The organism is Nonomuraea coxensis DSM 45129, from assembly GCF_019397265.1.
In the GTDB taxonomy this organism is placed as follows: Bacteria; Actinomycetota; Actinomycetes; order Streptosporangiales; family Streptosporangiaceae; genus Nonomuraea; species Nonomuraea coxensis.
Genome location: NZ_CP068985.1, coordinates 2,139,739 through 2,162,894, shown reverse-complemented (window position 1 = coordinate 2,162,894; position 23,156 = coordinate 2,139,739). Strand labels below are relative to the sequence as shown.

18 protein-coding genes are annotated in these 23,156 nt (G+C 70.9%); 10 read left to right on the top strand and 8 right to left on the bottom strand.

Going from position 1 to position 23,156, the window contains the following annotated elements; genetic code table 11:
* Positions 1 to 33: 33 nt before the first annotated feature.
* Positions 34 to 714, top strand: a complete 681-nt coding sequence (locus Nocox_RS10415; protein ID WP_026214040.1) for an HNH endonuclease family protein — start codon at positions 34 to 36, stop codon at positions 712 to 714.
* Between the two features lie 7 nt (positions 715 to 721).
* Here Nocox_RS10415 and miaB read toward each other — a convergent pair whose 3' ends face one another.
* Positions 722 to 2,218, bottom strand: a complete 1,497-nt coding sequence (miaB, locus tag Nocox_RS10410) for a tRNA (N6-isopentenyl adenosine(37)-C2)-methylthiotransferase MiaB (RefSeq protein WP_020541765.1) — start codon at positions 2,216 to 2,218, stop codon at positions 722 to 724.
* A 137-nt stretch (positions 2,219 to 2,355) separates the two neighbouring features.
* On the opposite strand from miaB, the gene Nocox_RS10405 reads away from it, so the two are divergent.
* The 6 genes from Nocox_RS10405 (at position 2,356) to Nocox_RS42920 (ending at position 8,685) form a co-directional block, all read left to right on the top strand.
* Positions 2,356 to 3,111, top strand: a complete 756-nt coding sequence (locus Nocox_RS10405) for an amino acid ABC transporter ATP-binding protein (protein WP_051112487.1) — start codon at positions 2,356 to 2,358, stop codon at positions 3,109 to 3,111.
* 17 nt (positions 3,112 to 3,128) lie between these two features.
* Positions 3,129 to 3,983: a glutamate ABC transporter substrate-binding protein gene (locus Nocox_RS10400; RefSeq protein WP_020541763.1), complete on the top strand. Its 855-nt coding sequence runs from the start codon at positions 3,129 to 3,131 to the stop codon at positions 3,981 to 3,983.
* 77 nt (positions 3,984 to 4,060) lie between these two features.
* The gene (locus Nocox_RS10395) at positions 4,061 to 4,750 is read left to right on the top strand and encodes an amino acid ABC transporter permease (RefSeq protein WP_020541762.1); all 690 of its coding nucleotides are present in this window, start codon (positions 4,061 to 4,063) and stop codon (positions 4,748 to 4,750) included.
* Complete coding sequence (locus tag Nocox_RS10390) at positions 4,747 to 5,628, top strand: amino acid ABC transporter permease (RefSeq protein ID WP_020541761.1); 882 nt, start codon at positions 4,747 to 4,749, stop codon at positions 5,626 to 5,628. Before Nocox_RS10395 ends, Nocox_RS10390 begins: the two co-directional genes overlap by 4 nt.
* Before the next feature lie 150 nt (positions 5,629 to 5,778).
* Positions 5,779 to 6,606 carry a transporter substrate-binding domain-containing protein gene (locus tag Nocox_RS10385; protein ID WP_033408402.1) on the top strand — a complete coding sequence of 276 codons (828 nt, stop codon included), beginning with the start codon at positions 5,779 to 5,781 and terminating at the stop codon, positions 6,604 to 6,606.
* Positions 6,607 to 6,759: 153 nt separating this feature from the next.
* Positions 6,760 to 8,685, top strand: a complete 1,926-nt coding sequence (locus Nocox_RS42920; RefSeq protein WP_246649764.1) for a S9 family peptidase — start codon at positions 6,760 to 6,762, stop codon at positions 8,683 to 8,685.
* Between the two features lie 37 nt (positions 8,686 to 8,722).
* Here the strand turns inward: Nocox_RS42920 and rny are convergent, their stop codons facing one another.
* The 5 genes from rny to recA form a co-directional block, all read right to left on the bottom strand.
* The gene (gene rny, locus Nocox_RS10375) at positions 8,723 to 10,342 is read right to left on the bottom strand and encodes a ribonuclease Y (protein ID WP_020541758.1); all 1,620 of its coding nucleotides are present in this window, start codon (positions 10,340 to 10,342) and stop codon (positions 8,723 to 8,725) included.
* 515 nt (positions 10,343 to 10,857) lie between these two features.
* Entirely contained in the window at positions 10,858 to 12,078 is a 1,221-nt protein-coding gene (locus Nocox_RS10370; RefSeq protein WP_020541757.1) for an RNA-guided endonuclease InsQ/TnpB family protein, read from the bottom strand.
* Positions 12,075 to 12,644: an IS607 family transposase gene (locus tag Nocox_RS10365; protein ID WP_020541756.1), complete on the bottom strand. Its 570-nt coding sequence runs from the start codon at positions 12,642 to 12,644 to the stop codon at positions 12,075 to 12,077. The genes Nocox_RS10370 and Nocox_RS10365 overlap by 4 nt, the downstream gene beginning before the upstream one ends.
* A gap of 241 nt (positions 12,645 to 12,885) precedes the next feature.
* Complete coding sequence (gene recX, locus Nocox_RS10360; RefSeq protein ID WP_282707148.1) at positions 12,886 to 13,737, bottom strand: recombination regulator RecX; 852 nt, start codon at positions 13,735 to 13,737, stop codon at positions 12,886 to 12,888.
* 1,795 nt (positions 13,738 to 15,532) lie between these two features.
* On the bottom strand, positions 15,533 to 16,624 hold the full coding sequence (gene recA / locus Nocox_RS10355; protein WP_020541754.1) for a recombinase RecA: 1,092 nt from the start codon (positions 16,622 to 16,624) through the stop codon (positions 15,533 to 15,535).
* 258 nt (positions 16,625 to 16,882) lie between these two features.
* On the opposite strand from recA, the gene Nocox_RS10350 reads away from it, so the two are divergent.
* Entirely contained in the window at positions 16,883 to 17,182 is a 300-nt protein-coding gene (locus Nocox_RS10350; protein WP_169577007.1) for a hypothetical protein, read from the top strand.
* 3 nt (positions 17,183 to 17,185) lie between these two features.
* Here Nocox_RS10350 and Nocox_RS10345 read toward each other — a convergent pair whose 3' ends face one another.
* On the bottom strand, positions 17,186 to 17,380 hold the full coding sequence (locus tag Nocox_RS10345) for a DUF3046 domain-containing protein (RefSeq protein ID WP_026214037.1): 195 nt from the start codon (positions 17,378 to 17,380) through the stop codon (positions 17,186 to 17,188).
* 44 nt (positions 17,381 to 17,424) lie between these two features.
* On the opposite strand from Nocox_RS10345, the gene Nocox_RS10340 reads away from it, so the two are divergent.
* Positions 17,425 to 17,619 carry a hypothetical protein gene (locus Nocox_RS10340; protein WP_157382888.1) on the top strand — a complete coding sequence of 65 codons (195 nt, stop codon included), beginning with the start codon at positions 17,425 to 17,427 and terminating at the stop codon, positions 17,617 to 17,619.
* 107 nt (positions 17,620 to 17,726) lie between these two features.
* Here Nocox_RS10340 and Nocox_RS10335 read toward each other — a convergent pair whose 3' ends face one another.
* Positions 17,727 to 18,215: a VOC family protein gene (locus tag Nocox_RS10335; protein WP_020541750.1), complete on the bottom strand. Its 489-nt coding sequence runs from the start codon at positions 18,213 to 18,215 to the stop codon at positions 17,727 to 17,729.
* 116 nt (positions 18,216 to 18,331) lie between these two features.
* Here Nocox_RS10335 and Nocox_RS10330 point away from each other — a divergent pair, with 116 nt between their 5' ends.
* Positions 18,332 to 23,017, top strand: coding sequence for an ATP-dependent helicase (locus tag Nocox_RS10330; RefSeq protein WP_020541749.1), 4,686 nt, complete (start codon positions 18,332 to 18,334; stop codon positions 23,015 to 23,017).
* Positions 23,018 to 23,156 lie beyond the last annotated feature (139 nt).

Sequence of the window (23,156 nt, the reverse complement as noted above, 5' to 3'; positions counted from 1 at the left end):
ACTTTACGAAAACTGGAGTTTCGGGAGTTCGACGTGCGCGTACGGGCGTTGGTAGCGGGTCTGTCCACGGTGGCCGTGCTGGTGACAGGCTGCGGCGAGCTGGAGGCCCAGCTCTCCACCGGCAACTCCGACAAAGCCTCCAAACCCGACTCGGCGTCGGTGTCCGACGCCCGCAAGAAGCTCGCCAAGCTCCAGGTCAAGGGCCGCGCCCCGCGCACCGGCTTCGACCGCGACGAGTTCGGCCCCTCCTGGGCCGACGTCGACCGCAACGGCTGCGACACCCGCAACGACATTCTCAAGCGCGACCTGGAGGACGAGACCTTCAAGTCCGGCACGCACGACTGCATCGTGCTGACCGGCACGCTCAAGGACCCCTACAGCGGCAAGACGATCAAGTTCAAGCGCGGCCAGGACACCAGCACGGCCGTCCAGATCGACCACCTCATCCCGCTCTCGGACGCCTGGCAGAAGGGCGCCCAGCAGTGGTCGGCCACCAAGCGCAAGGAGTTCGCCAACGACCCGCTGAACCTCCAGGCCACGGACGGCCCGCTGAACGGCCAGAAGAGCGACTCCGACGCCGCCACCTGGCTGCCGCCGCTCAAGTCCTACCGCTGCACGTACATCGCCCGCCAGATCGACGTCAAGGCGAAGTACGACGTCTGGGTCACCGCCGCCGAGAAGTCGGCCATGGAGACCATCCTCGACGACTGCTGAGCCGCCCTCAGGTGAGGGAGCAGCCGTTCGTCGCCGGGGCGGGAGCGGGGGCCGGGCGGCCGATGGCCGGCATGCCGAGGAGCACGCCCTGGCCGCCGCCGGAGCCGCCCTGCCGGGCCGCCCAGGCGTCGCCCGCGCGGGTGCGGCGCAGCGCGCGCACCGGGCCGTCGGCCACCAGGTGGTGCGGCGCGGCGTACGTCACCTCCACCGTCACCATGTCGCCCGGCCGCGGCGTCTCGTCACCGGCGGCGAAGTGGACCAGGCGGTTGTCGGGGGCACGGCCGGACAGGCGGCGCGTGGCGTCGTCCTTGCGGCCCTCGCCCTCGGCGACCAGCACGTCGAGCGTGCGGCCGACCTGCTTCTTGTTCTCCTCCCAGGAGATCTCCTCCTGCAGCGCGACCAGCCGCTCGTAGCGCTCCTGGACGACCTCCTTCGGCACCTGGTCCGGCATGGTGGCCGCCGGGGTGCCGGGGCGGATGGAGTACTGGAAGGTGAAGGCGTTGGCGAAGCGGCTCTGCCGCACCACGTCGAGCGTGCCCTGGAAGTCCTCCTCGGTCTCGCCGGGGAAGCCCACGATGATGTCGGTGGAGATCGCGGCGTCGGGCATCGCGGCGCGCACCCGCTCGATGATGCCGAGGTAGCGCTCGGCCCGGTAGGAGCGGCGCATGGCCTTCAGCACCCGGTCGGAGCCCGACTGGAGCGGCATGTGGAGCTGGTGCATGACGTTGGGCGTCTCGGCCATGGCGGCGATCACGTCGTCGGTGAACGCGGCCGGGTGCGGCGAGGTGAACCGCACCCGCTCCAGGCCCTCGACGTCGCCGCAGGCGCGCAGCAGCTTGCCGAAGGCGAGCCGGTCACCGAACTCGACGCCGTAGGTGTTGACGTTCTGGCCCAGCAGGGTGACCTCCAGGACGCCCTGCTCGACCAGCGTGCGCACCTCGGCCAGGACGTCGCCGGGCCGGCGGTCCTTCTCCTTGCCACGCAGCGACGGCACGATGCAGAAGGTGCAGGTGTTGTTGCAGCCGACCGAGATCGCGACCCAGGCGGCGTAGGCGGACTCGCGCCTGGTGGGCAGCGTGGAGGGGAAGGTCTCCAGCGACTCCTTCAGCTCGACCTGCGCCTCGCCCTCGACGCGGGCCCGCTCCAGCAGCACCGGCAGCGAGCCGATGTTGTGGGTGCCGAACACGACGTCGACCCAGGGCGCCTTGCGGACGATCTCGCCCTGGTCCTTCTGCGCCAGGCAGCCGCCCACCGCGATCTGCATGCGCGGGTTGCGGGTCTTGGCGGGGCGGAGGTGGCCGAGGTTGCCGTAGAGGCGGTTGTCGGCGTTCTCCCGCACGGCACACGTGTTGAACACGACGACGTCGGCGGTCTCGCCGTCGGACGCGGGCACGTAGCCCGCCTCCTCCAGCAGGCCGGACAGCCGCTCGGAGTCGTGGACGTTCATCTGGCACCCGTATGTGCGCACTTCGTAGGTGCGGGCGCCCTCCTGGGTCACAGTCATGGCACATTCCAGGGTAGTCGTTGTCCGGGTCCCGGCAGTCCGTACCGATCTAAAAGGCCAGCTTGACGGCCGGATGTGATCGGATCGGTACCGCTCGGTTAGTGACCAGCGTCCTGGAGGCCCGTACGGTTCTACCCATGACGGACAACGGTGACGGTGCTCCACTCGTACGGTTGGAGAACGTCAACAAGCACTTCGGGGCGCTGCACGTCCTGAAGGACATCAACTTGACCGTCTTCCGGGGCGAGGTCCTGGTCGTCATCGGCCCGTCGGGCGGCGGGAAGTCGACGCTCTGCCGGACCGTCAACCGTCTGGAGACGATCGACGGCGGTCGCATCGTCTTCGACGGACAGCCTCTTCCCGAGGAGGGCAAAGGGCTGGCCAGGCTGCGTTCGGAAGTCGGCATGGTCTTCCAGTCCTTCAACCTGTTCGCGCACAAGACGATCCTGGAGAACGTCACGCTCGGCCCCGTCAAGGTGCGCGGCCAGGGCCGCGACGCCGCCGAGAGGCGGGCCATGGAGCTGCTGGAGCGGGTCGGCATCGCCGCGCAGGCGCAGAAGCACCCCGCGCAGCTCTCCGGCGGCCAGCAGCAGCGGGTGGCGATCGCACGGGCGCTCGCCATGGAGCCGAAGATGATCCTCTTCGACGAGCCGACGTCCGCGCTCGACCCCGAGATGGTGCAGGAAGTCCTGGACGTCATGGTGAGCCTGGCCCGTGACGGGATGACGATGATGGTCGTCACCCACGAGATGGGCTTCGCCCGCCGGGCGGCGAACCGGGTGGTGTTCATGGCCGACGGCCAGATCGTCGAGGAGAACACCCCCGACGCCTTCTTCGGCTCACCGCAGACCGACCGGGCCAAGGATTTCCTTTCCAAGATTCTGACGCATTGAGAGAGCCGAGGTAGGACATGCAGATCCGACGGGTGGGTGTTGCCCTGGCCGCGGCCGGCGCCATGATCGCCGGGCTCACCGCCTGTGGCGGCGGCGAGGCCACCACCGTGTTGCAGAAGGCCAAGGACGAGAAGAAGCTCGTCATCGGCGTGAAGTACGACCAGCCCGGCCTGGGGCTGAAGAAGCCTGACGGCACGGTCGAGGGCTTCGACGTCGATGTGGCCAAGTACATCGCCGGCAAGATGGGCGTGCCGGAGAGCGGGATCGAGTTCAAGGAGGCCCGCTCCGCCAACCGTGAGAGCTTCCTGAAGCAGGGCCAGGTCGACATGGTCATCGCGACCTACTCGATCACCGAGGCCCGCAAGCCCCAGGTGACCTTCTCCGGCCCCTACTACCTGGCGCACCAGGACTCCCTGATCCGGGCCGACGACTCCTCGATCACCAGCCTGGAGACGCTGAAGGGCAAGAAGGTCTGCCAGGTCAGCGGCTCCAACTCGTGGAAGAACATCACCGAGGGCACCAACAAGCAGAACCTCAAGGTCGAGGCCACCCTGGTCCCCGCGGGCGGCTACGACGAGTGCATCGCCAAGCTCAAGAGCGGCGCGGTCGACGTGGTGACGACCGACGACACGATCCTCGCCGGGTTCGCCAAGCGCGAGGGCAGCAGCGTCAAGGTCGCGGCCGCCCCGTTCACGGACGAGAAGTACGGCGTCGGCCTGAAGAAGGGCGACCTCGAGACCTGCAACGAGGTCAACAAGATCATCGGTGAGATGTGGTCCGACGGCACGGCGGCCAAGCTCCTGGAGAAGCACTTCGCCGGCACCGGCCTGAAGATGGAGACCGCGGCGCCCCCCGCCGAGGGCTGCGCCTGATCCCCGTCCAAGACCCGGTCACTCACCGGCGGGCGCGCCAGCGTGCCCGCCGGTGAGCTCCCCTGACGAGGAAAGTCATGGACACCTCCGCCCTTTTTGATTTCTCCCCCCTCGTCCAGGAACTCGACAAGATCCTCCTCGGGTTCTGGGCGACCATCAGGCTCACCCTCACCAGCGCCGTCATCGCGCTCGTCCTGGGCACGATCCTGGTGGCCATGCGGGTCGCGCCGACGCCCGTCCTGCGGTGGGCCGGCGCGGCGTACGTCAACGTGGTGCGCAACACCCCGCTCACCCTCGTGCTCATCCTGTGCGCGCTCGGGCTCAGCGACACGATGCAGCTCACCTTCTCCGGCGACCCCACCACCAACTACTTCTGGTGGGCCGTGGCTGGTCTGGCCGCCTACACCGCGACGTTCGTGTGCGAGGCGCTGCGCTCGGGCATCAACACCGTGTCCATGGGACAGGCGGAGGCGGCCCGCGCGATCGGACTGACGTTCACGCAGACGCTGCGGCTCGTGGTGCTGCCCCAGGCGTTCCGTACGGTCATCTCCCCGCTGGGCAGCATCCTGATCGCGCTCGCCAAGAACACCACGATCGTCATCGTCGCGAGCTACCTCGACGCGGCGGCGCAGATGAAGCAGATGTTCGACGACTACGGCGGCACCATCCCCATCTTCCTGGGCTTCGCCTTCGGTTACATGGTCCTGACCCTTCCCACCGGCTTCCTGTTCGGCTGGCTGGCCAAGCGCATGGCGGTGGCGCGATGAGCACGAACGTCCTCTTCGACGCGCCCGGCCCGCGCGCCCGGCTGCGCAACAACGCGCTCACGCTGCTGTCGGCCGCCGTGCTGCTGTTCATCGCCTACCTGGTCATCTCCACGCTGGGCGAGAAGGGCCAGCTCGACGCGGACAAGTGGGAGCCGTTCCTGCGGGGCGACACCTGGACCGGGTTCATCCTGCCCGGCCTGGTCGGCACGTTGCAGGCGGCGGTGGTCGCGGCGGTGCTCGCGGTGGTCTTCGGCGTGCTGTTCGGCCTCGGCCGGCTCTCCGACCACCGGGTGATCCGCGTGGTGTGCGGCGGGGTCGTGGAGTTCTTCCGCGCCATCCCGCTGCTGATCCTCATCTTCTTCGTGCAGGCCGGGCCGGCCACGCTGAGCGGCTACACGATGAGCGTGCCGGCGTTCTGGGCCGTGGTCATCGGCCTGACGCTGTACAACGGGTCGGTGCTGGCGGAGATCGTCCGGGCCGGCATCCTCGCCGTGCCGAAGGGCCAGTCGGAGGCCGCGTACGCCATCGGGCTGCGCAAGTCGCAGGTCATGCGGCTCGTGCTGGTGCCGCAGGCGACGACGGCCATGATGCCGGCCATCGTCAGCCAGATGGTCGTGCTGCTCAAGGACACCGCGCTCGGCTGGATCATCGCCTACGAGGACCTGCTGAACGCCGGGCTCAAGCAGTTCGCGGTCAACTACGGCAACCTCATCCCGAGCGCGATCGTGCTGGCGCTGATCTACGTGCTGATCAACCTGGCCCTCGGCGCTCTCGCGCACTGGCTGGAGCGGCGCAGCCGGCGCAGCCGTACGTCCGCGGCGGGCCCGGTCGCGGCTCCCCCGGCGGTCGGCGCGGGCGGGGCCACCGCCACGCTCTGAGGACCTTGATCCTCTGGCCGGGAAAGCTCCAAGAAGCGGTTACGGCTCGGTGAGGGCCGCTCGCGTGGCGGCCCTCCCGCGGTCCCCGGCGCGCACACTTCTCCTGGACGGAGGAGAGGGCGGTGGTGGGATGCGGGGGCGCCTGTCTTCCTGGCCGTTTGTTCGGCTGCCTGCCTTGTCTCCTGCGGCTCCGGCGGCTCGTACGTCACCGTCGTCGACAAGATCAGGGGCGGCGGGCGGGTCGCGGTCGGCACCAAGTGGGACCAGCCCGGGCTGGGGCTGAAGTTCGGCACCGGCGAACCGCAGGGCTTCGACGTCGACGTGGCCAGATACGTCGTCCGGGCGCTGGCCCCCGGCCGGGACGTGCGGATCACCTGGCGGGAGGCGCCATCGTCCGCACGCGAGGCCATGCTCCAGAACGGCGGCGTGGACCTCGTCTTCGCCACCTATGCGATCATCCCGGCCCGCAGGCCCAGGGTGACGTTCGGCGGGCCGTACGTGTCGGTGCCCCAGGACACGATGGTCCTCGCCACGAACACCACGATCCGCACCAACCAGGACCTCCGGGATACGCGGCTCTGCCTGGCCAAGGGGTCGAACTCGTACCGGCGGATCGTCGACCCGCCGCCGGACGGCAAGCTGGGCCTGCCGGCGCGCCTGGTGCCCGCCGAGAACTACTCCGACTGCGTACGCAAGCTCGACGCCGGGCAACTCGACGCGGTGAGCACCGAGAACCTGGTGCTGGCCGGTTACGCCGCGGCCGACCCCGGACGGTTCCGGCTGCTCGGCGACCCCGTCGGCGTGGAGCGGTGGGGCGTCGGGATCAAGAAGGGGGACACCGCGACCTGCGAGGCGGTGAACGCGGCCATCGCCGCGATGTGGCGTGACGGGACGGCCGAGCGGCTGCTGCGCAAGTGGTTCGGCGACACCGGCCTGACCCTCCCCTCCGCCCTCCCCGCCCCCGAGGGCTGCCCCTGACCCCGCCCTCCCAGGGGCCTTCAGCGAACATGAGCGCAGCTCAGGCGGGGGCCGGAAGTGCCGGTGATCTAGGGGGACCGGTCACCACCGCCGGTGATCTTCCGGCAGGATGCGGGTATGCCTTTCTGGCCCTCCCCCATATCGACGCGAGACGTGGCGGCTTCGGGCACGCGCCCCGCCTGGCCGACGGCCAGGGACGGCCGGGTGTGGTGGACGGAGGACCGCCCCGACGAGGGCGGACGCACCACGGTCATCCACCGCGCCCCCGACGGCGCCTGCCACGAACTGCTCGCGCCCCCGTGGAACGCCCGCACCAGGGTCCACGAGTACGGCGGCCGCCCCTACGCCGTCACCCCCGCGTACGAGGTCGTCTTCGCCAACCTGGAGGACCAGCGGCTCTACCTGCTCGGCGCCGACGGCAAGCCGCAGCCCCTCACCCAGGAGGGCGCCCGCTACGCCGACCTGCTGGTCCGTGACGGGCAGGTCTGGTGCGTACGCGAGCGGCACGCCGAAGACGGCACGGTCAGCCGGGCCATCGTGACCGTCCCGCTCGACGGCGACGGCGAGCCTCGCGAACGGGTCACCGGGCACGACTTCTACGCCTACCCCACCGTGTCCCCCGACGGCCGACATCTCGCCTATGTCTGCTGGGACCACCCCAACATGCCCTGGGACGGCACCGAGGTCCGCGTCACCAGCCTGGAGACCGGCGAGTCCTGGCCGGTGAAGGGCGGCCCCGCCGAGTCCGTGCTGGCCCCCTCCTGGCGCGACGACGGCCACCTCTACCTCGTCTCCGACGCCTCCGGCTGGTGGAACCTGTACGAGACCGCGCTGCGCGGCGAGGACGTCCGCGCCCTGTGTCCCGCCGAGGAGGAGTTCGCGGCGGCGCCGTGGCAGCTCGGCGGCCTGCCGTACGCGGTGCTCGGCGACGGCCGGCTCGCGGTCCTGCACGGGCGCGGCGACCTGCGGCTCGGCGTGCTCGACCCCGAGTCGGGCACGCTCACCGATTTGGAGACGCCCTTCAGCGGCTGGGACGCCGCGCTGACCGCCGACGGCACCTCCGTCACCGGCATCGGCTACGCCGCCACAACCCCTCGTTCCGTCGCGACCGTCGACATCATGACCCGCTTGACCGGCACTGCGGACACTGCCGGCACTGCCGGCGCTGCGGGCACTGCCGGCACTGCGGGCACTGCCGGCACTGCGGGCACTGCCGGCACTGCGGGCACTGCCAGTGCTGCGGGCACTGCCAGTGCTGCGGGCGCCACGACGCTGCTGCGGCCGGCCGCCGCCGGGCGGCTGCCCGACCCCGCTCTCCTGCCCGTTCCCCGCGCCGTCCGGGTGCCGGGGGGCGAGGAGGTGCACGCCTACCTCTACCCGCCGTACGAGCCCGCCGTCGAGGGCCTTCCCCCCTACGTGATCTTCGTGCACGGCGGCCCGACCGCCCACGCGAACAGCGAGTTCTCCCTGGAGAAGGCGTTCTTCACCACGCGCGGCGTCGGCGTGCTCGACGTCAACTACGGCGGCTCGACCGGCTACGGCCGGGCCTACCGCGAGCGCCTGCGCGGCCAGTGGGGCCTGGTGGACGTGGCCGACGTCGTCGCCGCCGCCGAATGGCTGGCCGCCGAAGGGCTCGCCGACCCGGCCAGGATCGCCGTACGCGGCGGCAGCGCGGGCGGCTGGACGGTGATGGCCGCCTGCTGCCGCTCGGACGTCTTCGCCGGCGGGGTGTCCTACTACGGTGTCAGCGCCCTCGGCCCGCTCGCCGCGCACACCCACGACTTCGAGTCCCGGTACGTGGAATGGCTCGTCGGCCGCCCCGACCCGGCGGTCTACGCCCAACGCGAACCGCTCGCCCTGGTGGGCGGCGTCTCCTGCCCCATGCTGCTCCTGCAAGGGCTGGACGATCCCGTGGTGCCGCCCGAGCAGTCGGCGGCCTTCGCCGACGCGCTGTCGGAGCGCGGGGTGGCGTGCACGTACCTCGCGTTCGAGGGCGAGTCACACGGCTTCCGCCGCACCGAGACCCGCACCGCCGCCCTGGCCGCCGAACTCGCCTTCTACCAGCAGCTCTTCTCGTAGGCCCGACGCCCCGAACCGGCATGGACCCGGCGACGGCTCAGCGGGCGAACTCGGTCGCCCGCGACTCCCGCACCACCGTGATCCTGATCTGCCCGGGATAGGTCAGCTCCTCCTCCACCTGCTTGGCCACGTCCCGCGCGATCACCTGGGCCTGGATGTCGTCGATGGCGTCCGGCTTGACCATGACCCGGATCTCCCGCCCGGCCTGCATGGCGAACACCTTCTCCACGCCCTCGTACGACTGCGCGATCTCCTCCAGCCGCTCCAGCCGCTTCACGTACGCCTCCAGCGACTCCCGCCGCGCGCCCGGCCGGCTGCCGCTGATCGCGTCGGCCGCCTGGGTGAGAACCGCTTCGACGGTCTTCACCTCGACCTCGTTGTGGTGCGCCTCGATGGCGTGCACCACGTCCTCCTCCTCGCCGTAGCGGCGGGCGATCTCGGCGCCGATGAGCGCGTGGCTGCCCTCGACCTCGTGCGTGAGGGCCTTGCCGATGTCGTGCAGCAGGGCGCACCGCTTGACCAGCCGCTGGTCCAGCTTCAGCTCGGCGGCCATGATGCCGGCGATGTGCGCGGACTCGATGAGGTGCTTCAGCACGTTCTGGCCATAGGAGGTGCGGTAGCGGAGCTGGCCCAGCAGGAGCGTCAGCTCGGGGTGCATGTCCGTGATGCCCAGCTCGACGAGGGCGTCCTCGCCGGCCCGCGCGCAGAGGTCCTGGACCTCCTGCCGGCTGCGCTCGTGCGCCTCCTCGATGCGCTGCGGGTGGATGCGCCCGTCGAGGACGAGCTTCTCCAGGGTGAGGCGTGCGGTCTCCCGGCGTACCGGGTCGAAGCAGGACAGCAGCACTGCCTCAGGCGTGTCGTCGATGATGAGGTTGACGCCGGTCGTGGACTCGAAGGCCCGGATGTTGCGCCCCTCGCGCCCGATGATGCGGCCCTTCATCTCGTCGCCGGGCAGGTGCAGGACGCTGACCACCGACTCGGCCGTCTGCTCGGCCGCCACCCGCTGAACGGCCAGCGTCACGATCTTGGTGGCGCGCTTCTCGCCCTCCTTGCGGGCCTGGCTCTCGATCTCCCTCACGATGAGCGCGGCCTCGCGCTTGGCCTGGTTCTCGATCTCCTTGACCAGCTCGGCCTTGGCCTGCTCGGCCGTCAGCCCGGTCACCCGCTCCAGGATGAGCCGCCGCTCGTCCTCCACCTGGAGCAACTCCTCGCGCCGGTCCGCCAGCTCGACCTCCGTCTCCGCCAGCTTCCTGTCACGCTCGGACTGGCGGCGGGCCTCCTCGTCCAGCCGCTGCTCGCGCTCGGCCAGGCGGGCCTCGCGGCGCTCGAGGTCGGCGCGCAGTTCCTTGAGCTCGGTCTTGAGTATGCGGGTCTCCGCCTCGACCTCCTGCCGCATCCGCGCGGCGCTCTCGGCGGCCGCCTCGGACCTGCGCAGCATCTCCTCGGCGTCGACCTCCGCCTTCTGGCGGATGTCCCGCGCCTCCTCACGCGCCTGTTCGAGCTCCTCGTGCACGGCCTGCACCTGCTCAGGACTCGGCCTGGCCACCCCTTTGGGTGAGGCGCCGGACGTGCGGCGCACGACGACGAGCAGTGCGACGACCATCCCGAACGCGAGCACGAGCACCGCCACCATCAGCACCACGACCAGCGGCCCCATGTGTGCCCCGCCCTCCTCGCGTCGTCAACACCCCATAACGCGGACCCAGACAATGGGAGGGGTCACCAGCACGCCACGCGAAGCCCGTACGGCGCCGGGATCGATATCAAGCCAAGGCTGACCGGGCGTCGACCCGCACAGCCGACACCTCGCCCGCCTCCATCAACCACGCTCGTTCGTCCGTCGCTCACCGGTATGGCAATCCGCGCTGCGCGGAGTAACTCCTCACTGCCGTCGAGGTTATGCGTCGAACTGGTCACGAGCAAGCAAACGAGTCGTCAAGCGTGTCTTACTAGCCTGCATCTCCACATTGAGCCCAAGATCACCCATTTATGCCTGAATCACCCGTTACCGCCCCCACCACCCATGCCTCCTCGGCATCCTCGCACGTCACCGTTCGGAGAATCTCAGTGATCCTCTTGCCTGATTCGCTGGCATCTGCCAGGCCGGAGCCTGGTCTTACGTCGCCTCCACAGGCGTTTAGCGTCTCCGGGGAACTGCCCGGCGACGTGGAACTAGGCCGCTTTCTGTTCGAGGTTCATCGCCTCGAGCAGGTTGCGGGCGGCGTTGACGTCCCGGTCGTGGACGAGTCCGCACCCGCACGTCCACACCCGGTCGGCCAGGGTCAACTCCCGGTTGATGGTTCCGCAACCGCCACACAGTCTCGAGGACGGGAACCAGCGGTCGGCCGCCCACACGCTCGAGCCGTACCAGCGGGTCTTGTACTCAAGCTGTCGGAAGAACTCGCCGAACCCGAGATCGGAGATCGCACGGGCGAGACGCCGGTTGGCGACCATGCCGGTCACGTTCAGGGTTTCGATGGCTATGGCCCGCTTGGATCTCGCGAGCATCGTCGTTGTCTTGTGCAGGAAATCGGCCCGCCGGTTGGCCACCTCAAGGTGGACTCTGGCGAGCCGCTCGATCGCCTTGGCCCGGTTGCTCGAGCCGGGCTTCTTCCTCGAGACCGCCTTGCCCGCCTTGCGCAGCTTCCGCAGCGCGGCCTTGAGTGGCTTGGGGGCGTGCAGTTCAATGACGGTGCCGTCGTCGTCCACGATGGTGGCGAACGTCTTCACCCCGACGTCGATCCCGCACGCCGGCGCATCACCCGGGACCGTGCGGTGCTCGTTGATGTCGGCCCGGTCGATCTGGAGCTGGAACGACACCCACCAGCGGCCGGCAGACTCCTTCACGGTGGAGCCGATCACACGGGCGCGCCCGTCAGCGATCCGGCCGGTGAGCCACGACATGTCCTCGAGCGTGCGCACCTTGCCGACGCCGGGCAGGCGGATGATTCGAGGGGACTCGGGCCGGGCGCGGCCGGCGTCGTAGCGGAACCTCGAGCCGTGCTTGCGCTTGCGCCAGTCCGGGAAGCCGACCTTGCGGCCCTTCCTTTTCCCGGACCTGGAGTCGAAGAAGTTCTTGAACCCGGCCGCCCGGACCCGGCATGCCTCTTTCGGCACTCTTGAGGACAGGCCCTCTTCGGTGAACCACGGGTAGCGGTCGCGGTGCTCCAGGCGCCACATCCGCTCGAGCGCGGGGGCCGACCACGGGATCGCAGTCAGGTCCTCCTCGGCGATGTCGTAGGTCCTCTCCGCCTCTCGCTGCTCGAGCGCGGCCTTCACCTTCTCGAGGCAGAAGTTCTCCACCACCCGCGACAGGCCCGCGTGCTGCCCGAGACGGGCGCGCTGCTCCAGCGTCGGGGTCAGTTCGACTCGGTAGCCCTGGCGGTCGCTCACGCGACCTGCCGGGCGGCGCGCAGAGCGGCCTTGGCGCGGCGGGACGCCGAGCGCCGCCCGTACAGGCGGGCGCAGAACGAGGTGAGGACTTCGGTCATGTCCCGCACCAGATCGTCTTCCACCTCGGCGTCGTCGATCACGACGATGCGCCGCCCGCTCGCCTCGAGTGCGGCCGACAGATGCTCCATGCCGAACCGGGCCAGGCGGTCGCGGTGCTCGACCACGATCACCGAAACGGACGCATCGCGCAGCAGCCGGGCCAGTTCCGGCCGCCTGCCGTTCAGCCCGGATCCGACCTCGGTGACCACGTCCGAGACGGTCAGCCCCATCCCGGTCGCGGCGGTGACGACACGCCCCGCCTGCCGCTCGAGGTCCGCCTTCTGGCCGGCGCTCGAGACCCGGCAGTACGCCACGGCCCGCCCGTCCCTGTCGGCGGGCTGCTCGAGCACCAGGTATCGGCCGGTCGCGGTCTTGACGACCGGGACCGGCATCGTCCCGTCCCGAGCCCACTTCCAGGCGGTCTGGTAATGGACGCCGTTCCGCTTGGCCCATTCGGAGAGCTTCACACACTGATCATCGCAGACAAAGACTGAGGAAAACTGATGATTTCGCTATCAGCCGACCACCCCACTCGCCATCCCACCCAGAACAGCCTCCCCAGACCCCCACCAGCCACTGCCATCCCGCACAACTACAACCACCCAAGGAAGCGGGAACGAGACCTCCTGGCGCTGGCGCTGGCGCTCGTCCTGCCGCCAACCCGCCAGTCCGTCCCTGCGAAAGCCCCCGCCCACGCGAACAACGACCCTACGGAAAGCCGTCGCCCTCCAGATCGACGCCCTCCTCATCCAGCGCCTCCCGAATCACCCGGTACGCCAGCCCCGACGAGTACCCCTTGCGGGCGAGCATCCCCGCAAGGCGGCGGGTACGAGTCTGCGGATCAAGGGAACGGGTCGACGCCAGCTTGCGATCCACCAGCCGCCGAGCAGTCTCCGCCTCCTGATCGGAATCCAGCCGCTCCACAGCCTCCTTGACCGTGTCGTTGTCCACGCCCCGATGACGCAACTCGGCCGCCAGCGCGCGCTTGGCCAGCCCACGCCCGTGATGCCGGGAATCGACCCACGCCTCGGCGAACGCCTCATCGTTGATCAGCCCCAGCTCCGAGAACCGGTCGAGCACCGCGTCGGCCGCCTCCTCCGGCACGTCCCGCTTGCGAAGCGCCTCGGCGAGCTGAGCCCGCGTCTTGGGCGCCATCGTCAGCAGCCGAAGGACGACAGCCCGAGCCACCGACTCCGGATCCGCCGGAGGCGCGGACGCGGCCGGGCTCTCCTCATCGGGCCCGTCCGGCAACCACGAACGCCCGGAACTCCGCCGCCCCTTACCTCCGGTACGGCGCCCACCGCGCCGCCCTCTCCTGCCACCGTCCCGCCGCCCATCCTCGCCCCCGCCGCCCAGAAGACTCCCACCCCAGTCCAGGCCACTGGACCCCTCAGCAGAAGGGCTTTCGCCACGCCGACCACCCGAGGCCTCTCCGAGAACCTCCCCGACAACGCCCTCAGCAGCGCCGCCACCCTTAGCAGCAACACCGTCAGCGGTGACACCGTCAGCGATGGCACCGTCCGTAACGGTGCCGTCAGCGACGGTGCCCGCCCCCGTCACGTCCCCGCTGGACAGGCCCTCGCTGGACAGGCCCTCAGAGATCACATCCTGGGTTGTCGCATCCTGAGTTGGCACAACGTCGGCGGTCACGCCATGCTCGGCGTCCCCTTCGGTGGCGACGTCCCTCTCGGTCGCGACGTCCCTCTCGGTCGCGACGTCCCTCTCGGTCGCGACGTCCCTCTCGGTGACGCTTCCCTCGGTATTGACGTCCCCCTCAGCGCAACTCGCCACGACGGGCTCCTCTGCAGAGTGCAGCGTGACGTCCTCAGTGCGACTCGCCACATCACCACCTTCAGCGGGATCCGTCCTCTGGTCCCGCTCGGCGACACCTGCCGACAGCCCTCCGTACGGGGAATCCAGAGTGTCCCTCTCAGGGGGATACGCCGCCCCATTTTCCTGGGTCGGATCCGGCGCGATGCTTTCCTCGGCCAGACCTGGCGCTACGTCCCTTTGAAGACGATCCGCCGATGCGCTCCTCACATCACCAGCCGACGCAGAGCCCCTGGCCACAAAGAGCTTCAGGCTGTCTGCCGTTGCACCGCGAGAATCGCTCAGCAGCACGCTGGACGGGCCGTCGGACAACTCCTCCTCCGGGGGATGGCTGAACCGTTTCTCGCGAGGCTCACCGACAGACGTACCGACCGAGTCCTCGCCCGCAGGCTCGCGCGGGCTGTCGGAGAGCGTAGGCGTGACGTCAGTGGGCCCGGGCAAAAGCTCAGCAGAAACGCCACCACTCGAGGGGGCATCTTCGTCTGGAGAGCCCCCGGAGGGCGCAGCAGCATCAACCCCAGGACTTTCTGAGAGCGCCGTTTCTCCATCGGAAGAAGCGACGGAAAGCACCGCGTCATCACCAGCAGGGGACCCGGTGGAAGGTGGTACTGCCCCATCGGCAAGGGGACCTGCTGAGGAGACCGTCCCGCCGGCAGAAGAACCGGCGGAAGTGGAAGGTGCTGCGTGATCGTCGTCGCCGAGAGGGGGCGCGGAGGATGCCGCCGGTTCGTCGGAGGAGCCGGCGGAAGGCGCCTTGTCACCGTCTGCGGAAGGTGTTGCGTCTCGGTCGAAGAACCCGGTGGAAGGTGCAGCTACCGGCGTGTTGGTGAAGAAGGGGTGGGTGTTTGTGGCCTCACCGGGGTTGTGGCTTGAGGCATCGCCGAAGAAGGACGTGGCGGCAGCCGCCGCACGGTCTCTGTAGGAGCCGGATGGGTGGGGCTCGTCAGCGAGGGCTGAGGACCAGGCCCCGGTAGAGGTCGCTGATGACGACGTCTCGGTCGAGGTCGCTAGTGACGACGTCTCGGTAAAAGTCGCTGGTGACGACGTTTCGGCAGAGGTGACCGGTGACCAGGCCTCGGGAGGAGTGGTGGACGTGGGGTCGTCGGTGTTGGGGGTGGGCGGGGCTCCTCGGTCCTGGTCGTCGCGTGGTCGGCGTTTGTTGCGGTTGCGGGGCTTCGTGGGTTTGGCGCTGGCTGCGGAGGTCTCTTGGAGGGGGGCGTGCTGGTCGTCGGGGCCGTAGGCGGCGTTCTCCGAGTCCTCCGGGCGGGGCTCCTCCTCGCCGGGGTGGTGAGGGGAGTCGGAGGCGCGTTGGGCGAGGCGTTGGGCGCGCCACTCCTCCACGGAGGGCCAGCCGTCGGCGGCGGAACGGGCCAGGTCACGAGAACTGGAGCTGGCCCGGGAACGGGAACGCGGAGGGGTCGGTGAGTCAGTCACGAGTCTGGCCGCCGGTGGTGCAGGGGTGGTCGGGCCAGGCGCCCCGCGGCCGGGGCACCTGTGGCCAAGGCGTGTCACTCATGGGCGACGGTCAGACGTCACCCGGCTTCGGAGTGGACTTGGAGCCGCGGCCCGAGGTGGCGGGAGCCGGTGCCGGCGCGGCGGCGGGCTCGGCCGGGGCGTCGAGGCGCGGGCCCACGCCCAGCTTGTCCTTGATCTTCTTCTCGATCTCGTTGGCCATGTCGGGGTGGTTGCGCAGGAAGTTGCGGGCGTTTTCCTTGCCCTGGCCGAGCTGGTCGCCCTCGTAGGTGTACCAGGCTCCCGACTTGCGCACGAAGCCGTGCTCCACGCCCATGTCGATCAGGCCGCCCTCGCGGGAGATGCCCACCCCGTAGAGGATGTCGAAGTCGGCGACCCGGAAGGGCGGGGCCATCTTGTTCTTGACGACCTTGACCCGGGTGCGGTTGCCGACCGCCTCCGTGCCGTCCTTGAGCGTCTCGATGCGGCGGATGTCCATGCGCACCGAGGCGTAGAACTTGAGCGCCTTGCCACCGGTCGTGGTCTCGGGGCTGCCGAACATGACGCCGATCTTCTCGCGCAGCTGGTTGATGAAGATGGCGGTGGTGCCGGTGCTGTTGAGTGCGCCGGCGACCTTGCGCAGGGCCTGCGACATGAGGCGGGCCTGGAGGCCGACGTGGCTGTCGCCCATCTCGCCCTCGATCTCGGCCTTGGGCACCAGGGCGGCCACCGAGTCGATGACGATGATGTCGACGGCGCCGGAGCGGATCAGCATGTCGGCGATCTCCAGCGCCTGCTCACCGGTGTCGGGCTGGGAGACCAGCAGGGCGTCGGTGTCGACCCCCAGCTTCTTGGCGTATTCGGGGTCGAGGGCGTGCTCGGCGTCGATGAACGCCGCGATGCCGCCGGCCCGCTGGGCGTTGGCCACCGCGTGCAGGGCGACCGTGGTCTTGCCTGACGACTCCGGACCGTAGATCTCGACGATGCGGCCGCGCGGGAGGCCGCCGATGCCGAGCGCCACGTCGAGGGAGATCGACCCGGTGGGGATCACCTCGATGGGAGCTCGGGCGTCGTCGCCCAGGCGCATCACAGAGCCCTTGCCGAACTGCCGCTCGATCTGAGCGAGTGCGGTCTCGAGGGCCTTCTCGCGGTCGTTGATTGCCATGGGAACTCCCCCTGGAGGGTCGTGGTCCGATCAGTCGAGTGAAAGCTACGGCCTGCCACCGACATTTTCTGCGACTGCCGGGGAAGACGTGGCCCGGCGTTCTCCATGGTAGCCGAACGGCTGTTCGATCACAGCAGGAACACACGGGAACCGGAAGGTCACCCAGAGCGCGGCGGGATCAGGGCCCTGATGATGTTCACGACCGTTCGCGGCGGCGTGTTGTCATGCGTGGTGAGCTGGGGAGACTCAACTGGAGGGGTGACGGTTGGAGGCGGTGACGTGGCGAGCGGCTACACCGGTGAACGGCGCGCCCATCTGCAGGCGCTCGCGGAGCTGCTGCCGGACCACGGGCTGGTGAGCCGCATGGTCGGCGGCGACGAGCCGGTGCTGTGGGCGTGGCACCCGCGTACGGGCCGCCAGACGCTCATCTTCGCCACCCCGTCGTCCAGCGGCTGGGTGTTCCTGTGGTCGCCGAGAGGTCAGGGCGGCGCGGACGACCTCGACCGTACGGCGGACGCGCTCCGGCAGACCCTGGACGCCGCCCAGGGCCAGGAGTGAGGGTCAGCGCAGCTTGGACGAGACGTCCTCGACCTGGCACACCGCCCGCCAGACCGTCTTGGCGCTCTCGCCGTCGGCCAGTGCCTGCATCACGGTGCGCCCGCCCAGGGGGGCGATCACGTAGTCGCGGGCCCACGATTCGGCGTACGCCTCGCCGAAGTGCGCGTTCATACGTCGCCAGAATTCCGTAAGCCGCATGCCCTCAAGTATGGAAGCGCCCAGGGGGTGGGTAGGACATCCCCATGCCAAAGACCCACAAGTCTTCACCCCCGAAGACGCCCAGGACGAAGGCCAACAGGGCCAGACGCCGCCGGCTGTTGTCGGCGTTACGTGACGCGGTCAGGAAGGAGAAGGAGGAGCGCGCCGAGCAGCACTCCGGCATCAGGCAGGCGCCCCGAGCGGGCAAGCCGCGCACGCGCCGCCCCTCGCGACGCTAGCCGCACCGGCAGCGGACAGGCGCCGGAGCGGGCACCGAGGAGTGCGGACGCCGAGGAGTGCGGACGCTGAGAAGGCGCGGGCAACACGCGCAAGCAACACGTGCGGGTCACAGCACCCGCGCGCCGTACATCTCACCGAGATGGTCGGCGAGCAGCTCCAGCCGCGCGCCGTCGGGGTCCTTGAAGTAAATGGAGGCGCCGCTCTCGATCTGGTGCGGCACGCCGGCCATCTCCATCTTTCCGCGCAGGCGCTCCCACGTGGCCGGGTCCACGGAGATCGCGATGTGGTGCAGCCCGCCCAGCACCTCCTGGTACGGCCCGAGGTCGAGGCCGGGGAAGTCGAAGAAGGCGAGCAGGTTGCCGTTGCCGATGTCGAAGAAGAAGTGACTGGAGCCCTTGTAGTCCCGGTTCTCGATGATCTCGGTGAGCGGGAACTCCAGCAGGTCCTGGTAGAACTGGATGGTGCGCTCCACGTCCGACGAGAGCAGGGCCACGTGGTGCAGGCCACGGGCGCTGCTCGACGGCCGGTGCGCTAACACGTGACGGCGCCTGATCTCGGCACGGCGGGCTTCGATGGCCGCGTGGTCAATGGTCACGGTCGCTGTATGTCCGCCAGGAGGCCCGCTCAACCGCCCGCCGTCCGCACAATGCGTTTTCTGTCGGTGGCGCGAGGCAATATGGGCTGGTGAGCACGCTAGCCCAGTTCAGCCCGATGACCCAGCAGTGGTTCGCGGGGGCGTTCGAGGCGCCCACGGCCGCCCAGGAGGGGGCGTGGGAGTCGATCGCGCGTGGCGACAACACGCTGGTCGTCGCGCCCACGGGGTCGGGCAAGACGCTGGCGGCGTTCCTGTGGTCGCTCGACCGGCTGGCCGCCCACCCCCGTGACCCGAAAGCCGGCGGGGGCACCCGGGTTCTCTACGTCTCGCCGCTCAAGGCCCTCGCGGTCGACGTCGAGCGCAACCTGCGAGCGCCGCTGGCCGGGCTGAAGCAGACGGCGCGGCGGCTCGGGCTGCCGGTGCCGGAGATCTCGGTGGCGATCCGGTCGGGCGACACGCCCGCGGAGGACCGCAGGAGGTTCGCGGCCAAGCCGTCCGACATCCTCATCACCACGCCGGAGTCGCTGTTCCTGCTGCTCACCAGCCAGGCGCGGGAGGCGCTGCGCGGGGTCGAGACGGTCATCGTGGACGAGGTGCACGCGGTCGCCGCCACCAAGCGCGGCGCCCACCTGGCGCTCACCCTGGAGCGGCTCGACGTATTGCTGGAGCGGCCGGCGCAGCGCGTCGGCCTGTCGGCGACGGTGCGGCCGGTGAGCGAGGTGGCGGCGTTCCTGGGCGGGGCGCGGCCGGCCACGGTGGTGCAGCCGCCCGCGGACAAGCGGATCGAGGTCGAGGTCGTCGTCCCGGTCGAGGACATGACCGAGACCGCGACCGGCCCCGAGGAGGGCGGCGACGGTGTGGAGCCCCGGGGCAGGTCGATCTGGCCGCACGTCGAGGACCGGTTGTTCGAGCTCATCGAGGCCCACAGCTCGACGATCGTGTTCGCCAACTCCCGGCGGCTGGCCGAGCGGCTGTGCTCGCGGCTCAACGAGCTCGCCTACGAACGTTCCCAGGGCATGGAGGCCGTCGACCTGTCGATCTGGGAGACGCCTTCCGACCTGCCGCGGCGCGCCCCGGCCGAGGTCATGGCGCAGGCGGGGAGCGGCAAGGGCGTCGTGACGGAGGTCGTACGCGCCCACCACGGCTCGGTGTCGAAGGAGGAGCGGGCGCAGATCGAGGAGGCGCTGAAGTCCGGCCGGCTGCCGGCCGTGGTCGCCACCTCCAGCCTGGAGCTGGGCATCGACATGGGCTCGGTCGATCTCGTCGCGTGCGTGGAGGCGCCGCCGAGCGTGGCGAGCGGCCTGCAGCGCATCGGCAGGGCCGGCCACCAGGTCGGCGCGGTGTCCAAGGGCGTGATCTTCCCGAAATACCGCGGCGACCTCGTGCAGACCGCCGTGGTGGCCGAGCGCATGCAGGCCGGCCACATCGAGGAGATGCGCTACCCGCGTAATCCGCTCGACGTGCTGGCCCAGCAGATCGTCGCCATGACGGCGATGGACGAGTGGACGGTCGACGAGCTGGAGTCGGTGGTCAAGCGCGCCGCCCCCTACGCCACGCTGCCGCGCACCGCGCTGGAGGCCACGCTCGACATGCTGGCCGGGCGCTACCCGAGCGAGGAGTTCGCCGAGCTGCGCCCGCGGGTCGTCTGGGACCGCGTGACCGGCACGCTGCAGGGCCGGCCAGGGGCGCAGCGGCTGGCGGTCACCAACGGCGGCACGATTCCCGACCGTGGCCTGTTCGGCGTGTTCCTGGTGGGCGAGCGGGCGTCCCGGGTCGGCGAGCTGGACGAGGAGATGGTCTACGAGTCGCGGGTGGGTGACGTGTTCGTGCTGGGCGCGACCTCGTGGCGGATCGAGGACATCACCGCCGACCGGGTGCTGGTCTCCCCCGCGCCAGGGCAGCCGGGCAAGCTGCCGTTCTGGCACGGCGACGCGCCGGGGCGGCCGGCCGAGCTGGGGCGGGCCATCGGGGAGTTCCTGCGCGAGCAGGCCAAGGGGGGCGGCGCGGCCGAGCGGCTGCGGGCGGCCGGGCTCGACGACTTCGCCGCGGGCAACCTGCTCGCCTACCTGGAGGAGCAGCGCCAGGCCACCGGCTACGTGCCCGACGACCGCACGCTGCTCGTCGAGCGGTTCCACGACGAGCTGGGCGACTGGCGGGTGGTGATCCACTCGCCGTACGGCGCGCGGGTGCACGCGCCGTGGGCGCTGGCGATCAACCGGCGGCTGCGCGAGCGCTACGGCGTCGACGTGCAGGCGCTCCACTCCGACGACGGCATCGTGCTGCGCGTCCCCGACACGCTGGCCGAGCCGCCGGCCGACGTGGCGGCCTTCGACGCCGACGAGATCGAGCAGATCGTCACCGAGGAGCTGGGCGGCTCGGCGCTGTTCGCCTCCCGCTTCCGCGAGTGCGCGGGACGGGCGCTGCTGCTGCCGCGCCGCACCCCGGGGCGGCGCAGCCCGCTGTGGCAGCAGCGGCAGCGGGCGGCGCATCTGCTGGGGGTGGCCTCGCAGTACGCCTCGTTCCCGATCGTGCTGGAGACGATGCGCGAGTGCCTCCAGGACGTCTTCGACGTGCCAGGGCTCGTGCGGCTCATGCGCGACATCGCCGCCCGCCGGGTGCGGGTGGTAGAGGTGGAGACCTCGCAGGCCTCGCCGTTCGCGGCGTCGCTGCTCTTCCACTACGTCGGCGCGTTCATGTACGAGGGCGACGCCCCGCTGGCCGAGCGGCGGGCGCAGGCGCTGGCCCTGGACACGTCCCTGCTGGCGGAGCTGCTGGGCCAGGCCGACCTGCGTGAGCTGCTCGACCCCGACGTGATCTCCGACGCCGAGCGCGAGCTGGCCCGGCTCGACCGGCCGCTGCGCGACGCCGAGGACCTCGCCGACCTGCTGCGCTCGCACGGGCCGCTGCTGGCGCCCGACGTCAGCGTACGCGGCGGCGACCCGGCCTGGCTGGAGGAGCTGGAGCGGGCGCGGCGGGCCGTCCGGGTGCGCGTCGCGGGCGAGGAGCAGTGGGCGGCCGTCGAGGACGCCGGACGGTTGCGTGACGCGCTGGGCGTGCCGCTGCCGGTGGGGGTGCCGCACGTGTTCCTGGAGCCGGTGCCCGATCCGCTGGCCGATCTGGTGGCGCGGCATGCCCGCACCCGGGGCCCGTTCCACGCCGGCACCGCCGCGGCCAGGTTCGGGCTCGGCGTTGCCGTGGTGACCGACGCCCTGCGGCGGCTGGCGGGGTCCGGGCGGGTGGTCAGCGGCGAGTTCCGGCCCGGCGGGCGGGGCGAGGAGTGGTGCGACGCCGGGGTGCTGCGGATGCTGCGGCGGCGGTCGCTGGCCCGGCTGCGCAAGGAGGTGGAGCCGGTCGCGCCGGAGACGCTCGCCCTGTTCCTGCCCGCCTGGCACGGCATCACCGGCGCCTCCGCCGACGGGCCGAGGACGGCCGGTGACCGCCGGGACGGCGGCACGGCGCGGGCCATGGACGCGCTGGTCCGGGCGATCGAGCAGCTCCAGGGGGCGGCGGTGCCCGCGTCGGCGCTGGAGACCCTGGTGCTGCCCGCGCGGGTGCCCGGCTACCACCCGTCGCTGCTGGACGAGCTGACCTCGTCCGGCGAGGTGATGTGGGTGGGCCAGGGGTCGCTGCCGGGCGGGGACGGCTGGGTGTCGCTCTTCTTCGCCGACACCGCGCCGCTGCTGCTTCCCGAGCCCGCCGAGATCACGATGACGGCGGTGCACGAGCGCGTGCTGGAGCTGCTGGGCGGCGGGGGCGCGCTGTTCTTCCGCGGCATCTCCGACCAGCTCGGCTCGCTGGACGACCCGACGCTGGTGTCGGCGCTGTGGGACCTCGTGTGGTCGGGGCGGATCTCCGGCGACACGCTGGCGCCGCTGCGGGCCACGCTCGGCACCGGGCGTCCGGCGCACCGGCCGGCGACGACGCGGCGGCGGCGGGCGGTGCTGCCCACCCGCAGCGGGCCGCCGACGGTGGCGGGGCGGTGGTGGCTGCTGCCCGCGCCCGCGGCCGACGCCACCCAGCGGGCCCAGGCCCAGGCCGAGGCGCTGCTCGAACGGCACGGCGTGGTGACGCGGGGGGCGGTCACCTCGGAGCGGCTGCCCGGCGGGTTCACGCCCGTCTACCAGGTGCTGCGGGCGTACGAGGAGAGCGGGCGGTGCCGGCGGGGCTACTTCGTCGAAGGACTCGGGGGCGCGCAGTTCGCGCTGCCGGGTGCGGTGGACCGGATGCGGGCCATGGCGCCCAGCATCGCCCCGACGGCATCCGGCGCCCCGCCGCTGGAGCAGGGCCCAGGGGCTGCGGGGCACGGAGCCGGCGGGTATGGGGCCGGCGGGCACGGAGCCGGCGGGTATGGGGCCGGGGGGCGCGGGGCCCCCGGGTATGGGGCCCCCGGACACGGAGCTCCCGGGTATGGGGCCGGGGGGCGGGAGGGCGGTGGGAGGCGGGCCGTGGTGCTGGCGGCGGCCGATCCGGCCAACCCGTACGGCGCCGCCCTGTCCTGGCCGCAGCGTCCCGGCGACGCCGGCCACAAGCCGGGGCGCAAGGCGGGCGCGCTGGTGGTGCTGGTCGACGGCCACCTCGTCCTCTACGTCGAGCGCGGCGGCAAGACCCTGCTGTCGTTCGCCGACGACGAGCGGCTGCAGCCGGCCGTGGACGCCCTGGCCCTCGCCGTACGCGACGGCGCCCTCGGCAAGCTGACGGTCGAGCGCGCCGACGGGGCCTCGATCGTCGAGTCGCCGCTGGCGGCGGCTCTGGAGGCGGCCGGTTTCCATCCCACGCCGCGCGGCCTTCGCCTGCGCGCCTGACCAGGGCTCCGCGTGCTGGATCGGGCGGACGACGACGGCGTCACATACGTAGAGCTGGGCACGCACAGCGCGGCGGGCCGCGATCCGGTCTTCACGCTGACGCGCCGGCGCGACCACTTCTGGTTCGAGCACTTCGCGC

Bases quoted from the DNA above. Each gene is read 5' to 3' on its own strand.
- miaB (WP_020541765.1), bottom strand. From the start codon at position 2,218: ATGACTGTGACCCAGGAGGGCGCCCGCACCTACGAAGTGCGCACATAC.
- Nocox_RS10405 (WP_051112487.1), top strand. From the start codon at position 2,356: ATGACGGACAACGGTGACGGTGCTCCACTCGTACGGTTGGAGAACGTC.
- Nocox_RS10400 (WP_020541763.1), top strand. From the start codon at position 3,129: ATGCAGATCCGACGGGTGGGTGTTGCCCTGGCCGCGGCCGGCGCCATG.
- Nocox_RS10395 (WP_020541762.1), top strand. From the start codon at position 4,061: ATGGACACCTCCGCCCTTTTTGATTTCTCCCCCCTCGTCCAGGAACTC.
- Nocox_RS10390 (WP_020541761.1), top strand. From the start codon at position 4,747: ATGAGCACGAACGTCCTCTTCGACGCGCCCGGCCCGCGCGCCCGGCTG.
- rny (WP_020541758.1), bottom strand. From the start codon at position 10,342: ATGGGGCCGCTGGTCGTGGTGCTGATGGTGGCGGTGCTCGTGCTCGCG.
- recA (WP_020541754.1), bottom strand. From the start codon at position 16,624: ATGGCAATCAACGACCGCGAGAAGGCCCTCGAGACCGCACTCGCTCAG.
- Nocox_RS10345 (WP_026214037.1), bottom strand. From the start codon at position 17,380: ATGCGGCTTACGGAATTCTGGCGACGTATGAACGCGCACTTCGGCGAG.
- Nocox_RS10340 (WP_157382888.1), top strand. From the start codon at position 17,425: ATGCCAAAGACCCACAAGTCTTCACCCCCGAAGACGCCCAGGACGAAG.
- Nocox_RS10330 (WP_020541749.1), top strand. From the start codon at position 18,332: ATGACCCAGCAGTGGTTCGCGGGGGCGTTCGAGGCGCCCACGGCCGCC.